Consider the following 14,672-nt stretch of genomic DNA (forward strand, 5'->3'; position numbering starts at 1 on the left):
GATTAACCTCTTACAAGCGTAATGGCCTGCTCCGTGATGGCGGAGACCAGGCCGTCAATACTGGCGTGTACCGGTGCACCGAGGGCGTCGGCAGGGATGTCTGCCAGCAGCTGGCCGCGCGTTACTCGCTCTCCCGGTGCGACGCAGGGAACGGCGCTGATGCCGATATGCTGGCGCAGCGGCAGGGTGACGCAGCCCACCTCCGGCTCCGCCGCCGTCAGCGGCGCCTCCTGATACCAGGGATCAAGCCCCAGTTTGCTGATGAGCCGTTTGACCGGCACCAGGCGGTGTTTCGCCATCTCGTCCGCCGGACGCAGCGGTCCTTCGTAGCGCAGATTTTTCGCCCTCAGCTCACGTTTCAGCAGACGGTTGATGCGCATGGGGGAAATACCCACCGGGCAGGCGACGCTCTCGCAAACGTTGCACTCCGAACAGGTCAGGGCGCTGAGCAGCAGCGACGGGGTGGCCGCCTGGCGATAGTTCACCGCCCGCACCAGCAGATGAGGGGAAAGCTCATGGCCGATCAGGTGCCGGGGGCATAAATCTGTGCATAAACGGCACTGTTCACAGACGGTGCGGGCGATGGCGAGCTGCGTTCGTTCATCCTGCCGCCGTCGCTGGATCAGTGGATGGTTGCTCGGGAGCACCAGCAGGCCGCCGGTGGTTTTGGTGACCGGTGTCTCCAGGGAGGTCATAAGCGAGCCCATCATCGGCCCGCCGTTTATAAAGCCCGGATCGGCAACCGTCGCGCCGCCGGCCAGATCCAGCACCTCGCGCAACGACATGCCCAGTGGTACGGTCAGCGTCAGCGGACGGGCGACAGCGCCATTGACGGTCAACGTCCGGCGGGTCACCGGATAGCCCTGCTCCACGGCTCTGGCGATATTCAGCACCGTCTGCACGTTATTGACCACTACGCCGACGCTGACCGGCAGCGCGGCGGGCGGCACGCGACGTCCCGTCGCCAGCCAGATAGTGAGCACCTCATCCCCGGCCGGATAGACATCAGGCAGAATATGCAGCCGGGCCCATTCCGGGAGTCGCGGGGTTAACGCCGCAATCGCCTGAGCATATTTCGCCTTCAGGGCAATGATCCCTTCCCGGGCGCCGGTGGCGGTCATCGCGTAACCCAGGCCGCGAATCAGTCGGTCAGCCTGATGCGCCATCAGCTGTTGATCAACCTTCAGCATCGGTTCGCATTCGGCGGCGTTCACCAGCACGGTATCTACCCGGGCCTGCAGTTTGATGTGGGTCGGAAAGCCCGCCCCACCGGCGCCCACCACGCCGGCGGCCCGGACGCGCTCGCGGATCTCCGCCGCGTCAATGTCTGGTAGTGGCACTATCGCTTCACTCATTGCAGGCTCTCCAGCAGTCGTGCGATGGCCTCACCATCGACCGGGCGCGGGTTGGTGCGCAGGGTGGCGTCGGCCAGCGCGGCCGGCACCATGGCGGGAATTCGCGATAAGAAAAGGGGATATTTTTCCTGCAAGGCGCCCTTGAGGGTGGGAATGGCGCACTGCTGTTTCAGTGTTTCCACCGCGGCAATCAGCGCCTGGAGAGCCTCCTGTTCGCCAGCTTCCGGCGGGCAGAACCGGCAGGCCCTGGCCAGGCGCGCATAGCGCTTCGCCGCTCGCGGCTCGCCGGCGTTGAAGCGGATCACCGCGGTCAGCAGCAGCGCGTTGGCCAGGCCATGGGGGAGGTGAAACTGGCCGCCAAGCTGATGGGCGATAGCATGATTGAGTCCGAGGCCAGCCTGGCTAAAGGCCATGCCGGCAAGGGTTGAGGCATTGTGCATTTTACTGCGGGTCGCGACGCAGTCGCCCTGGCGAACCGCAACGGGCAGGGCGCGAAATACCAGCCTGGCGGCTTTTTCCGCCAGCGCATCGGTAAAATCGGTGGCCTGCGGCGATACCCATGCCTCAAGGGCGTGGGTCAGGACGTCCAGTCCGGTATGGGCCGTGATGGTGGGCGGTACGCTGACCACCAGCGACGGGTCAAGGATCGCCATATCGGGACAGAGTGCCTCATGGAACAGCGGGTATTTGATCCCTTTTTCCGGATCGCTGATGACGCAGGCGCTGGTCACTTCCGACCCGGTACCGCTGGTGGTGGGGATCGCTACGCAGGTGTCGACAGGCAGCCCGCCCTGCTGGCTGAACCAGACGATCGCCTTGGCGGCGTCCATCGCCGAGCCGCCGCCGAAGCCGATCACCACCTGCGGACGCAGGGCCTGCATCTGCGCTATTCCTTTCGCCACGGTGTGAATGGTCGGATCCGGTGTAATATCACTGAACACGCTGACGTGGTTGCTGGCGGGCAGCGCGGCGCGCAGCCGCTCGAACAGCGGCGATCGCGCCAGGAAGCCGTCGCAGACGATCCAGATGTGCTGATGGCTAAAGCGCTGCAGCGCGGCCAGGCTCCCCGGGCCGCTGTAGAGGCGCGTTTGCAAAGAAAAGGTGTGCATGGCGCCCCCGGTTAGCGAATGGAAAAACCGTTGGTCAACACGCAGCGCCGCAGGCGGGCGAACGTCCGCGCGGAGGTGGTGCCTTCCCCGGTTGGCGTGGCGATGGTGAAGGTGGTAAACCCTTCGCCGCCGACGCCGATTCCCGCGTAAGACGGGCCATTTTTGACAAAAATGGAGGTCTGCAGCGTGCGTGCCGCCAGATTGAGCCGCGAAACATTCTGCGAGTGCATGATGGCGGTGTGGTGCAGACCCTCCTCAACGCGCAGCGCCAGCGCCAGGGCACTGTCAAAATCGGCGACCCGGACGATCGGCAGCACCGGCATCAGTTGCTCGCAGGTCACCCAGCGGTCGTTCGCCTCCACCTCGGCTATCAGCAGGCGAGGGAGGCGGGGCGGAACGGCGAGACCGGCGGCCGCCAGCAGCGCAGCCGGACTTTTACCGACCAGTTTTTTATTCGCCGCGCCGTCGGGCAGGCAGACGGCGCGCAGGATATCGGTCTCCTGCGGGCTCAACAACAGCGCGTCAAAATCCTGCATTTGCTGGATCAGGCGGTCAGCGACGGAGGCGACGACGATCAGGCTTTTTTCGGCGATACAGGGCAGGTTGTAATCGAAGGCGGCGCCGCTGATGATATCTTCGGCGGCTTTGACGAGATCGGCCGTTTCATCAACGATGCACGGTGGATTGCCAGCGCCAGCGCCGATCACTTTTTTACCGCTTTTCATCCCCATCGCCACAATGCCAGGGCCGCCGGTGATAGCCAGAACGGCGATCTGCGGGTGGGCCATCATCTGTTGGGTGGCCTCAAAGGTCGGCTCGGCGACGGTTACCACCAGGTTACGGATCCCGCTGCAGCGGTAGGCGATCTCTTCGATCCTGGCAATAAGCTTTAACGAGACCTTTTTCGCGCCGGGATGAGGGCTGAAATAGACGCTGTTACCCGCCGCCAGCATGCTGATACTGTTATTGATAATGGTTTCTGTTGGGTTGGTGCTGGGCGCCACGGCGCCAATGACGCCAAACGGCGAGTACTCAAACAGCACCATCCCGCCATCGCCGGTGAGGGCGCTGGTAGTGAGATCCTCAATGCCCGGCGTGTTTTCAAGCGCGGCTTTATTTTTCAGATATTTATCTTCTTTGTTGCCCATGCCGGTCTCCGTGGCGCTCTCCTCCGCCAGCGTCGCCAGCTCGGGGGCCAGCGTCTCCCGCAGGGCGCTGATAATGGCGCTGCGGGTTTTTAGCGGACACTGCTGATAGCGCAGAAAAGCCTGATGGGCGGCGCCGATGGCGCTGCCGACGTCGCGAAAAATGCCCTGCTCTTGCTGAGGGACAGGAGGCGTCGGCGCGAGCTTTTCGTTGAGAATGGTGCGGATAAGGGTTTCCAGTTCTGCTGTATTCATTGATGTGTTCTCACGTTAATGGCCGCCATGGCAGCCTGTGCAATAGCCATATCCTGCTCGACGCTGCCGCCGCTAATCCCGAGGCCGGCTATTAGCTGGCCATCGCGCCACAGCGGATATCCGCCGCCAAAGGTGACGACTTTGCCCTGCAGATGGCTCTCCAGACCGTACAGCGCAGCGCCTGGCTGTACGGTCGTCGCGAGCTCGTGGGTGGCGGTTTTCATGGCGACGGCGGTCCAGGCTTTTTTTGGCGCCAGCTCGCTGCTGACCAGCAGCGCATCGGGCATTCGCCAGGTCACGGTTTCGGTACCGTGTGCGTCAACGATGCTGACCACCACCGGCACCTGCAGCTGGCGGGCGTGTTCGATAGCCTGACGGGTGAGCTGATGCAGCTCGTGAAAGGAGAGTGCCCCGGATTGGGCTTTGGGCGCGTCGGACGCAGGCGACCCGCTGGCGGCCAGGTAGCGGGCCGCGATCTCCGCGACGAGCCGGCGCTGGTGAGCGGCATGATCCTCGCTGCGCGCCAGGGCATACAGGCAGTCAGATAAGCGGTTCAGATAACGCAGCAGTATCTGACGGAGAGTGACCTCTGCCGCCAGCTCGACCAGCCGGCGCTCCGCCCGACGGGCAACGGTGCGGGCCAGGTGCAGGCGACTGGCGGCTTCGCACCGTCCGGGCAACACAAACTGGTGCAGCGCCGGCACGCGGGCCATCTCGCGATCGATGGTCTGCTCCAGCAGGGCAATCTCTTCGCTGCTGATATAGCGCTTACCCGGTGATGGCTGTTCGCTGTCACTGGCGAGCTCCGCGCTGAACCAGAAAATATGCTGCTGCAGGGCTTCGAGCAGGACGCGGTGTTCCTCTTCAGCGACGGCGCAGACGCACAGGCTCAGCACCGCGTTCAGTTCATCCAGGGTGCCGTAGGCTTCGACGCGCGGATGCGTCTTGCTGACCCGCTGGCCGGTAAAGAGTGATGTACTGCCGGCATCGCCGGTTCGGGTATAGATAGCCACAGGCGCCCCCTTAGCGTGAAAGTGAGTCAACAATGCCCACAACGGCAAGATCGATGGCCTCATTCGGGCCGCTAAAGACGTGGCGTGCGCTCGAGCCGCTGCAGAGCAGCACCAGCTCGCCGACGCCAGCGCCAACCGAATCTACCGCCACTTCATCGCCGCTCGCGGGCGGAAATGGATGTTCGTCGTCTGTGCTTACCCGGCGCACCAGCAGCAGCTTTTTGCCGTTCAGAGAGGGCGATTTTTGCGTCGAGACGACGGCGCCGGTCACGCGTGCCAGATGCATAGTTCACTCCTGCTTAATCAATTGAACATGCCGCGCGACGGCCGCTTCGCGGGCGAGGGCGGTGATAATGGGGTGGCGGCGCAGCACCAGATAACCTCCGTGGAGGCGGGCCACGTCGGCGTAGGTGAGCACCGACGCGGCGTGAAGTCTGACGGGCTGGCCAAGCGGGTCGCTGAACGTCAGCGGCAAGCGGGCGAGTTTTTTTACCGCCAGCGCGGGGAGCAGGGCGGGAAGCAGCGTTAGCTGTACCCGAACGCCCCAGGCCATCGCCTCATGCAGTGCGCAACCGGCGGCCGCCAGCGCGCGCTGGCCGATAAGCTGTTCCAGCAGCGGTAAATCCACCTGCACGATGCGCAGTGAAGCGTGCTGGCACAGCAGGCTGCGGATATCCGCTTCGCCGAGCTGGGCCACGCTGAGCGTGGCCGTACTCAGGGCGCGACGGCGCAGGCGGGCGGCGACCTCCTCGACGATACGCTGCAGCATCGCGTGGTTCATGGCTTCGTCACCAGCGTAGCCCAGGCCTGCGCAGCGTCAGCGCCTGCCGCATTGGCTTCGTCAGTATCGATGTGCATCTCAAGACGCATATCCGGGGCTACGCGGACCGCTACATTGTCGAAGATAAGCCGCCTGTCGCTGCCTTCGATCGCCACCGCGACGCTATCGCCATGGGCGACACGCAGGATCAGGGCATCAAGCGGGGACATATGAATATGTCGTTGGGCGACGATCGTCCCGCTGCTCAGCTCCAGTTCGGCAAAGGGGCTTATCAGGCGGATCCCCGGCGTGTCCTGCAGATTGCCTGACATGCGCAGCGGCGCGGCGATACCGAGAGTCCGGGCGTCGGTGCGTGAGATTTCCACCTGGCTGGTCTGGCGCAAAGGGCCGAGCAGGCGCACGTTGTTTAATCGTCCTTTGGGGCCAACCAGGGTCACCGTCTGCTCTGCAGCATACTGTCCGGGCTGCAGCAGCGCTTTTTTCGGCTGGATGGGCTGAGCGGGAAAAAGTCTGGCATAGTCCTCCGCCGCTAAATGGATATGGCGACTGGAGATACCGATTGGGATGGGACGCTGGCGCATCTCATCCAGCACTTTGTTGACTGTTGAAGCCAGCTGTTGTTTATCCATTACGCGTCATCTCGTTTTCCGGCGTGCAGGCACTGCGAGCGGGGTTCGCCTTTTTGCCGTGGACAGTGTGGGTCCAGGCACAGGTTGCAGGTCACCAGCTCCGTAGAGTGGGAGGGGATGTCTGCGGGTGCTGCATTCCCCTCTGTCACGGCGACGTCGTCAGGCGCGGGTAAGGGCGCTTCGACGCGGGCTGGCAGCAGGCCTGCGCCGGGCCTGGCGATAACCTTCTGCGCCACCAGCCCCTGCTGCCGTTCGGCGAGTTCGGCCCCGGTCATCACCGCCGCCTGGACAGAGGCCACATCACCGACGATCTTCACCACCATCCAGCCGGAGCCGTTGGTCTTTTCCAGGGCGAGCAGCGTGATGGCGGCCGCTTTCGCCATGGCGTCGGCGCAGGTGATGGCCAGGGCCAGGCCGCTGACCTCAAGTAATCCCAGTGATTGCTTCACGCGGTGCTCCTTCTTTCCAGGTCAGACGGATTTCGGCAGAATGGCCTCAACATCGCTGTGCGGGCGTGGGATCACGTGGCTGGACTTGACTTCGCCGACCACGCTGGCCGCCGCGCTCCCGGCGTCAACGGCGGCTTTTACTGCACCGACGTCTCCGCGGACCATCACGGTAATCAGCCCGGAGCCAATTTTTTCGTAACCAATCAACTGCACGTTGGCAGATTTCACCATTGCATCAGCGGCTTCAATGGCGCCAACTAGGCCTTTCGTTTCAACCAGTCCTAGTGCGTTATTCATATTGTGTTCTCCTGTGGATTAAGCATTGCGATCCCGAAATGGGATCCCTTTGACGAGACGAGCCGCATTGTTGCCAGTGTTTCGCCGGGCCAGCCTGTCCTGGTGATACCTCAACGAAAACAGCGGAGTTGATGCGGGTAAATTTTTGTAGTGCACGATGAGCTGTTCCCGGTCGCAGGCGATGCCCACCAGCAGCGGCGAGCGCTGCGCCGCCTGCCAGGCGTGATGGACCAGATCGCCGCCGGTCTGCGGTTGCAGAACGAAAGGAATGCCCTCCTCTTCAATGCCCAGCAGGACATCGCGCCACTGTTCGCTGCATTCGTCAGTGACGGCAATGACGATGGCCGGGACGACGAGGCTACTCTCCATGCGTGCCTCCTTTTTGCCAGGAAAGGAGTAATCCGCTGGCGACCGCATTGCGTGGGCCTTCACAGCCGCGGATGTTGCCGCGCCCGGCAACCAGCCGGTAGTGCGCCAGCGCGTCGGTGACCAGCTGGGGGATCTCGAAATCGAGGGACGAGCCGCCCACCAGCACCACGAACGGGATGTCGCGAATGTTGCCGGTAGGGCTGACCTGGCGTAGCGCCCGCAGGGCGTTAGTGACAAAGACGCGTGATTTGGCGCTACGGCGAATGGCGCGCACTTTCTCCAGCGGCAGATCGCCGGGCAGGGGAACCAGTTCATCCGGTTTCACCACGCAGACGCGGGCAAATACCGCCGGTGGTAAGGCCGACGGAAAAAACTGGACGCTGCCGTCTTCATGACGCAGATGAAACAGGCTTTCGACTTTCGCCAGCGGATATTTTTTGATCTCTTCCGCCAGGTAGCGGTCCTCAAGCCCCAGCTCGCGGGCGATGATCATCGTGACCATATCGCCGGCACCGGCCAGGTGAGTGGCGCTGATCTCTCCTTGCGCATTGATAATGGAAGCGTCGGTCGACCCGGCGCCCAGATCGAGGATCGCCAGCGGGCGCGTGGTGCCGGGAGTGGTGAGCGCCCCGAGAATGGCCGCTTCCGCCTCGGCGCCACCCACCTGAACGGTGATCTGCAGCTTGTGTTCAATTTCACGCGCAATGAGGGCCATCTGCAGGCGATCCGACTTGACCATCGAGGCGATACCCACCGCCTGCTCCAGCGAGAACTCACCTGCCAGGCCGCCGGTCACGCTGACCGGCACCGCCGTATCAACGGCCAGCAGATCCTGAATACGAATCTCCTGAGCTGGCTTATTGGTGAGCTCCGCCATGGTCTGGCGCACATGCTCAAGCATGCCGCCGATATTCGTGCCCGCTTCTCCCGCGACGTTGTCCAGTTTGCCGCAGCCGTCAACCGCCTTCATGATGGCTTCCGCCCCGGCGGCCACATCAACCTGTACGCTGCGCCCCTGAGCGATGAGCAGCAGATTCCCCGCCGGAATAGTGCGGGCCTTGACGTCCCCGGAGGGAGTTTTCACCACTACGGCCGAACGATTGCCAATCAGCGCCCGCGCCATTGGCACGATATTTTTGGTCTCTTCGGCGTTGAGATCGAAAACGGTGGCAATACCGTAGGGGTTGGAGAGCGTTTCGATAATCTTGCCGGGTAAAGCGACCTCGACCGCCGCCAGCATGCCAAGTGGAATACGGTCGATATGGTGAACTTCGTCGATCACCGGCAGCGGTTGCTGTAGCCGGTTATTGACCAGCACGCCATCATCCTGCTGCAAAATAATACCGGTTATCTGATAGCCCGCCGCCGTTGCCGCATTGACCATCGCGGCGACATCGGCAAAGTCAAAGGCCGAGGAGACCACCAGAATATAGGGGGACTCCGCGGAGCAGGACAGCAGCGCCTCCGGTGTGATGGTGATACCGACCCCCAGTCCGACGCCGCCGGGTGTCTTCGGGTTGTGGCCGATCATGGTGGACTCGGTGATGATGGTTTCCGTAATGGTCTCCATCGCCACATCGCCAATGACCGGCGTAGCTTCGTTAATGCGAATAAGCGAGATATCGCTGACCTGAATGCCTGCCGCTTTTGCCGCCTGTGTTAGCGCTTCCTGAATACCGAACACATTACGTAATGTGCCTTTAATACCAGTGGTTTCAGCCAGCGCGCTGTGGCGGATGTTCAGCACACCTGCGTCATCGACCGTCGCCAGGGCGACCTCTGTCGATGAGTTGCCAATATCAATACCAGCGATATAGCGCATGCTTGCCCCCTGTTAATCGTCGCCTTTCAGTTTCTTACGCTCGACGTACAGCCCGGCCGCTTCCCGAACAAAGGCGGCACAGAGCCTGGCCTGGTAGCGATGCTCCAGGTCGTCAGCGATCGCCAGTAGCTCCGCCTGGGTGGAACGGTATGGGCGCAGGGCGTTGTAGATCTCAAGGATCCGGTCGTCGGGAACCGCGGTGAGCTCGGCGGCCCGCTCAAAGTTCATCGCCAGCCGATCGCGTCCGGCATCCTGGGCGATCGCCGCCTGCATACGCAGCGTTTCCGGGGTGATGCGCATGTCCTGCGCCGTAACGCGATCGCTTAATACGTTCTCCAGCGTCAGGTCATCGAGCGTTTTATTGGTAGCGGTTTTGACCCACTCCGGATGGCGGGTGGCTAACGGGTAGTCGCTGACTTTAGGCTGGCGAGCGGTGTCGTTTTTCGGTGCGGCTGGCGCGGGCGTTGCCCCGTCCTGTAGGCTGTTCATCCGGCTCAGCACGTCGCGTACCATGGATTCAATTGCGTCGGTATTCATCGGGATATCCTTTGTTAAAGCGCCACGCGCAGTTCCTGCGGGTTTTTGCCGGTCACTACGTATTTGGTCTCTTTAATGTGCAAAATGGCCGACTTCGCCTGGTATTTGGGACGAGCCATCTGATCGTTAAGCGTCGGCACCGGCTGCGGCGACTCGCGTTTGGCGTAGCGCGCGGCGTTTTTGCCAATCTGGCGGTAGGTTTCCAGGGTCAGCAGCGGCGCCTGCGGGAAGAGTTCCAGATTGGAAAGCGGCGGCAGGCCCCGCTGGTGGATGACGGTGGTGCCTTTCGACTGAATACCGATCGAGATGCCGGAGCCGCTCAGGCGGTTGCCTTCCACCGCCACGAAGGCGACGTCAGAAGATTTAAAGCAGCGGATCACCCGGGCTTTGATGCCTTCTTCCTCAATGCCGGCGATCACTTCGCGCAGAATATTTTTATGCGGAATGCCGACGATATTGGCGGTTTGCGCCAGACCAAACGCTGGCCCGACGGCAATGATGACTTCATCCTGCTGCGTGCCGGGTTTGGCTTCGCCGATTTCCGTCAGGAAGCTGTCGCCGGACACAGGCGCAACGGCGACCGGTGCGGCAGAGGCGACAGAAGCCGCAGGCGCGCTAAGGGAGACCGGCTTATCTGCGCCTGATTTCATCTCCGACAGCACCTCTTCGATAATCTGGCGCAGCAGCGTTTCGTTAATTTCCATTTTTCACCCCTTAGCCAAGTTCATTGGGATCGAGCGCGCCCGGGATATTTTTAATCTCTTCCCAGCGCTCGCCTTGCAGGCGGTAGCCTGTTGCCGGACCGGCATAATCGTTCACGTCATTCACGGCTGAGAGCACCTGGCCTTCGCCGACGATAATGGCGGAGGTGTGCAGGTAGTCGCCGGTGAGCTTGGCTTTCTGAATATTGAGCATGTCCTGGGCGACATCGGGGAAGCCGCCTTTCGCCAGGGCTTTCACCACCTCCAGGCCGTTGCGGTTCTTGTTGATGATCTCCTGGGCAAACTTGATGTCCTCGACGATATTGCGCTCCGGCATATCTTTTGAACCGTGGGCGTAGGTGGCGGCTTCCACCTCTTCATCCGTAATTGGCGGCAAACCCATGCCGGCAAATACCGCCTGCAGCGCGCGGGCGGCTTTATTACGAATGGCGATCACGTCCTCTTCACGCACCGGCCGCAGGCCGCCATCGACCTTCAGATCGCGCTGGATCACGTTGTAGTCGTCGAAGTCTTCGGCATCTTCGTTGGAACCGGCGAACATGTTGTCGTAGTTCGGCACCGCCGAGTAACCGGAGGAGATAAAGTCGGTGCCTGGCAGGAACTGCATTAGCAGGCGCGCGGTACGCCGCATATCCGAATGGGTAAAGGTTTGATCGTTACTGGAGGCGCACTCCAGATCCAGCGCTGAGCAAATCAGGTTTTCCGCCAGTACGGCGCGGATCCCCGACGGCACGGCGGACGGCACGCCGATACAGCTGACGGAGCCATTCTGCAGGCCTTGCACCCCGGCGGCTTTGGTGATGTAGATGCAGCGCGCTTCGAGATAAAGCATCGATTTGCCTTCGGCATAACCCATCTGTACTTCAGAGCCGGAGCCGGAGGTAAAGCGCATTTTCAGGCCGCGCGAGGCGTAGGAGGAGGCGAGGAAGCCTTTCGACCACGGGGTGTCATCACCATCGGTAAACACCGGTTCCGTACCGTAGACCGAAATGGTTTCGGCATAGCAGGTGTGGCCCAGCATGCCCAGTTTCAGCTCGGTAGCTTCTTCCAGGGAACACTGGGTGAGGACGCCTGGGCGGCCTACCTGTGAACCGACCAGCAGGGCGATGGCGTTGAACGGCGCGTAGCGGGCCACGGCGACGGTGGTCTCCTGCTCGTCAAAGCCGCGCCATGCGCCTTCAGCGGCGTCGGCGGCAATCTGTACCGGGTTATCTTTGATATTGGTGACATGCGCCTGCTGGGACGGCGTGCGGCGGGCGCGCATTTTTTGCATCGCCATCATCATCTCGACCACGTTCATATGCGACACCACTTCGACGATTTTCGCAGGGGTCATCGCGGTGGTGAGCGGCACGATGTCACTGCGTTTAACGTTCGGGTCGCAGAGCATATTGGCGAGCTTGACCGAATCCATGGCCATCACTTCTTCGGCACGCGCCAGATTGATGCCGTAGCGCGCGATAAAGTGGTCAATCAGGTCGAACTGGTCAACCGGTTTGCCGTCGAGTTCAGTGACTGCGCCGTTGACAATGCGGATAGAGGGTTTGGGATCGTTAGGGCTTTCCATCGCGATAAAGCCCTCTTCGATCCACTCCTTAACGAAACCATCCTGATTCACAGGGCGTTTCGCCAGTGCTTCAAATCTTTTCGATCTCATGAATCAGCCTCGCGGGTATTAAATGTAGGAGGGGCGATCGTTTTTCGGTTCGGCGCCCAGCGTCCCCAGTACGGTTTTGCCGATCTCCCGGGCGGAGATCACCGCCTGGCGCACCGCGCCGGAGTCGCCGGAAATCACCAGGATGGCTTCGTTGCTGAAGCTGGTGCCGTGGGCCGGTGAGCTGTAAGCTACCACTTCGACGTTGGCTGATTTCAGCGCGGTATCGGCCATCAGCACCCCGACAGACGCCGGTGCGCCGACGATAATCCCGCAGGCGCGGCCCAGCGGGGCGCCGAAGGCTTTTTCGAGGGCGTAGCTGGCGCGCGCGGTATACTGCAGCTCGATATGACCCGCCTCGTTGCCGTAAACATCGCCGAAGGTACGGTCCAGCTCTTTCAGCGCGACCTCAATCCCGCGTTTGACGTCGGAAACATCGTTCCCGCCCAGCACAATCAGCGAGCCATGGCCTGCGCCGCCTTTGGTGTCGCGTGGAAGTTCGATGCTGACCACTTCGGTGTTGGTGGCTTTGACCGCTTCATCGGCGGCCATAATGTGCGGCCCGGCGCCGGTGCGAGCGCCGAGGATGCCGATAGAGCGATAGCGTTTTTCAAGCTTCATGGCTTCCAGCAATGCAGCATCCACGTTGGCGATGACCAGCCCGAGGGTGTCGCCAATGGCGGTCCCGACAAATTCCGTTAAGCTGCAGCTTTTCTCTGCCATAGCCGTCTCTCCTGTGGGATGGGGGGTATCGGGAAGCGCCTGCTGCTCTGGCGTCGCCACACGGGCTATGACTTGCGCCATGATCTGTTCAACCAGCTCATTGCTGCTCATTGGCTATTCCCCTTCGGTAAGATTTTTTCAACATCGGTATGGGGGCGGGGAATGACGTGTACGGCTTTCACCTCGCCCACGTGGCGGGCTGCGGCGGCACCGGCGTCGGTAGCGGCTTTAACTGCCCCCACGTCGCCACGCACGATAACGGTCACCAGGCCTGAACCGATCCTTTCATAGCCAACTAATAAGACGTTAGCCGACTTAACCATTGCGTCAGCGGCCTCTATGGCTGCGGTTAAGCCTTTGGTTTCTACCATTCCTAATGCTTCTTGTTGCATAAAGACCTCGCAGGGTATGTTCCAGTGAGGGAACTATATGGCGGGGCGGCGAAAAAGAATGGCTGAGTTGATAGTGTAGAGCGAAAAAATAGTGGTTTTTATATGATAATAAATAGCTATTATTTTATTTATGTTGTTGTTTTTATTATTTTTTTATTTTACTTATTAATGTGATTATCTTGCGGGTGCTGTTCCATATTTACATTTTCAGGCGTGATTTTTTTAATTATTTTTGCTACGCGAGATTTTGCGTGGTGTGATATTTGTTGGAAAATAAGCACTGCGCTTTTGCAATTTTTTATTATTGAGTTGGAAATAAAAATATCCCCTGAACGCCCGCCATTGCTGCATGAATTCGCGAGCAAATAGCAATAAATTGCTCTTCTTCAGCGATTTTACGCTGCCCGTTTTCAGCAGGATGCCAACACTTTGCTGCCGCCGGTTTCTATAGTGGGCCTCGCCGTACCCAAGGCGCCAGCGGATGGTTGGCTGGCCTGGACACGAACTTCGTCAAGAGGTGTCACAATGAATGGTTCTTTACGTGCGCAATGTATCGCCGAGTTTTTAGGCACCGGGCTGTTTCTGTTTTTTGGTATCTGCTGCCTGAGCGCTCTGAAGCTGGCTGGCGCCAGCCTGGGGCTGTGGGAGATCTGTATTATCTGGGGACTGGGTATTTCTCTTGCGGTGTACCTGACGGCCGGCATTTCGGGGGGGCATCTGAACCCCGCGGTCACCGTCGCCCTGTGGCTGTTTGCCTGCTTCCCGGGCAGAAAAGTGTTGCCCTATATCGTGGCCCAGGTCGCCGGCGCGTTTGGCGGCGCCGTGTTAGCCTGGATACTTTACAGCACCCTGTTTACGCAATTTGAAACGGTGCATCACATGGTACGTGGCAGCCTGGAAAGCCTGCAGCTGGCCAGTATCTTCAGTACCTACCCGGCACCTGAGCTCAGCATCTGGCATGCGGCGCTGGTGGAGGTGGTGATCACTTCAATGCTGATGGGGATGATCATGGCGCTCACCGATGATGGCAATGGCGTACCCAAGGGCCCGCTGGCGCCGCTGTTGATTGGCATTCTGGTGGCGGTGATCGGCGCCTCGACCGGGCCGCTTACCGGTTTCGCGATGAACCCGGCGCGTGATTTTGGCCCGAAATTATTTGCCTGGCTCGCCGGGTGGGGAGACATCGCGATGACTGGCGGAAGGGATATTCCCTATTTTATCGTGCCCATCATCGCGCCATTGCTGGGCGCCTGCCTCGGCGCCGCAATTTATCGTTTTCTCATCGCCAATAATCTTCCCTGCCATACCTGCGTTGAGGAGAAAAATACGCGTTAGCATCCAGTGAAAAATGTATTACTGAAATAGCAAAACTATTTCATGAACCGATATCACGAACCGCTCAAAAAGTCTCCCCGGGTTG

The 14,672-nt window shown here is 60.6% G+C and carries 17 protein-coding genes; 1 reads left to right on the plus strand and 16 read right to left on the minus strand.

The features are described from left to right. Positions 1-2: 2 nt before the first annotated feature. Genes CWM54_RS11965 through pduA form a run of 16 tightly spaced genes read right to left on the minus strand, consistent with a single transcriptional unit; the run spans position 3 to position 13,252 of the window. Positions 3-1,355, minus strand: a complete 1,353-nt coding sequence (locus CWM54_RS11965) for a 4Fe-4S dicluster domain-containing protein (protein ID WP_100697209.1) — start codon at positions 1,353-1,355, stop codon at positions 3-5. Continuing rightward, the gene (pduQ, locus tag CWM54_RS11970; protein WP_100697211.1) at positions 1,352-2,464 is read right to left on the minus strand and encodes a 1-propanol dehydrogenase PduQ; all 1,113 of its coding nucleotides are present in this window, start codon (positions 2,462-2,464) and stop codon (positions 1,352-1,354) included. Before pduQ ends, CWM54_RS11965 begins: the two co-directional genes overlap by 4 nt. A gap of 11 nt (positions 2,465-2,475) precedes the next feature. Further along, positions 2,476-3,864 carry a CoA-acylating propionaldehyde dehydrogenase PduP gene (gene pduP / locus CWM54_RS11975; RefSeq protein ID WP_100697213.1) on the minus strand — a complete coding sequence of 463 codons (1,389 nt, stop codon included), beginning with the start codon at positions 3,862-3,864 and terminating at the stop codon, positions 2,476-2,478. Continuing rightward, entirely contained in the window at positions 3,861-4,877 is a 1,017-nt protein-coding gene (gene pduO, locus CWM54_RS11980) for a two-domain cob(I)yrinic acid a,c-diamide adenosyltransferase PduO (RefSeq protein ID WP_061153436.1), read from the minus strand. The genes pduP and pduO overlap by 4 nt, the downstream gene beginning before the upstream one ends. 10 nt (positions 4,878-4,887) lie before the next feature. Beyond that, entirely contained in the window at positions 4,888-5,163 is a 276-nt protein-coding gene (locus CWM54_RS11985) for a EutN/CcmL family microcompartment protein (RefSeq protein ID WP_008806309.1), read from the minus strand. 3 nt (positions 5,164-5,166) lie between these two features. Continuing rightward, on the minus strand, positions 5,167-5,658 hold the full coding sequence (gene pduM, locus CWM54_RS11990) for a microcompartment protein PduM (protein ID WP_100680760.1): 492 nt from the start codon (positions 5,656-5,658) through the stop codon (positions 5,167-5,169). Next, positions 5,655-6,287: a phosphate propanoyltransferase gene (locus CWM54_RS11995; protein WP_012540670.1), complete on the minus strand. Its 633-nt coding sequence runs from the start codon at positions 6,285-6,287 to the stop codon at positions 5,655-5,657. Before CWM54_RS11995 ends, pduM begins: the two co-directional genes overlap by 4 nt. Continuing rightward, on the minus strand, positions 6,287-6,736 hold the full coding sequence (locus CWM54_RS12000; RefSeq protein ID WP_100697215.1) for a BMC domain-containing protein: 450 nt from the start codon (positions 6,734-6,736) through the stop codon (positions 6,287-6,289). Before CWM54_RS12000 ends, CWM54_RS11995 begins: the two co-directional genes overlap by 1 nt. A 21-nt stretch (positions 6,737-6,757) precedes the next feature. Further along, on the minus strand, positions 6,758-7,033 hold the full coding sequence (pduJ, locus tag CWM54_RS12005) for a propanediol utilization microcompartment protein PduJ (protein WP_002915806.1): 276 nt from the start codon (positions 7,031-7,033) through the stop codon (positions 6,758-6,760). An 18-nt stretch (positions 7,034-7,051) separates the two neighbouring features. Beyond that, positions 7,052-7,402: a glycerol dehydratase reactivase beta/small subunit family protein gene (locus CWM54_RS12010; RefSeq protein WP_100697217.1), complete on the minus strand. Its 351-nt coding sequence runs from the start codon at positions 7,400-7,402 to the stop codon at positions 7,052-7,054. Then, positions 7,392-9,224 (minus strand): diol dehydratase reactivase subunit alpha, encoded by a 1,833-nt coding sequence (locus CWM54_RS12015; RefSeq protein ID WP_100697219.1) that lies wholly within the window; start codon positions 9,222-9,224, stop codon positions 7,392-7,394. Before CWM54_RS12015 ends, CWM54_RS12010 begins: the two co-directional genes overlap by 11 nt. 12 nt (positions 9,225-9,236) lie before the next feature. Next, positions 9,237-9,761 (minus strand): propanediol dehydratase small subunit PduE, encoded by a 525-nt coding sequence (gene pduE / locus CWM54_RS12020; protein WP_100697221.1) that lies wholly within the window; start codon positions 9,759-9,761, stop codon positions 9,237-9,239. A 14-nt stretch (positions 9,762-9,775) separates the two neighbouring features. Continuing rightward, a complete protein-coding gene (pduD, locus tag CWM54_RS12025; protein ID WP_100697223.1) occupies positions 9,776-10,465 on the minus strand; it encodes a propanediol dehydratase medium subunit PduD in 690 nt (229 codons plus the stop codon). Positions 10,466-10,475: 10 nt separating this feature from the next. After that, positions 10,476-12,140 (minus strand): propanediol dehydratase large subunit PduC, encoded by a 1,665-nt coding sequence (gene pduC, locus CWM54_RS12030; RefSeq protein ID WP_032731191.1) that lies wholly within the window; start codon positions 12,138-12,140, stop codon positions 10,476-10,478. An 18-nt stretch (positions 12,141-12,158) separates the two neighbouring features. Then, a complete protein-coding gene (gene pduB / locus CWM54_RS12035; RefSeq protein WP_008806300.1) occupies positions 12,159-12,971 on the minus strand; it encodes a propanediol utilization microcompartment protein PduB in 813 nt (270 codons plus the stop codon). After that, a complete protein-coding gene (pduA, locus tag CWM54_RS12040; RefSeq protein WP_002915737.1) occupies positions 12,968-13,252 on the minus strand; it encodes a propanediol utilization microcompartment protein PduA in 285 nt (94 codons plus the stop codon). Before pduA ends, pduB begins: the two co-directional genes overlap by 4 nt. A 525-nt stretch (positions 13,253-13,777) precedes the next feature. On the opposite strand from pduA, the gene pduF reads away from it, so the two are divergent. Then, entirely contained in the window at positions 13,778-14,587 is an 810-nt protein-coding gene (gene pduF, locus CWM54_RS12045) for a propanediol diffusion facilitator PduF (protein WP_012967303.1), read from the plus strand. Positions 14,588-14,672: the final 85 nt, after the last annotated feature.

Origin of the sequence: Klebsiella sp. D-Nf1 (assembly GCF_002810515.1) — a bacterium.
GTDB lineage: Bacteria > Pseudomonadota > Gammaproteobacteria > Enterobacterales > Enterobacteriaceae > Klebsiella > Klebsiella variicola.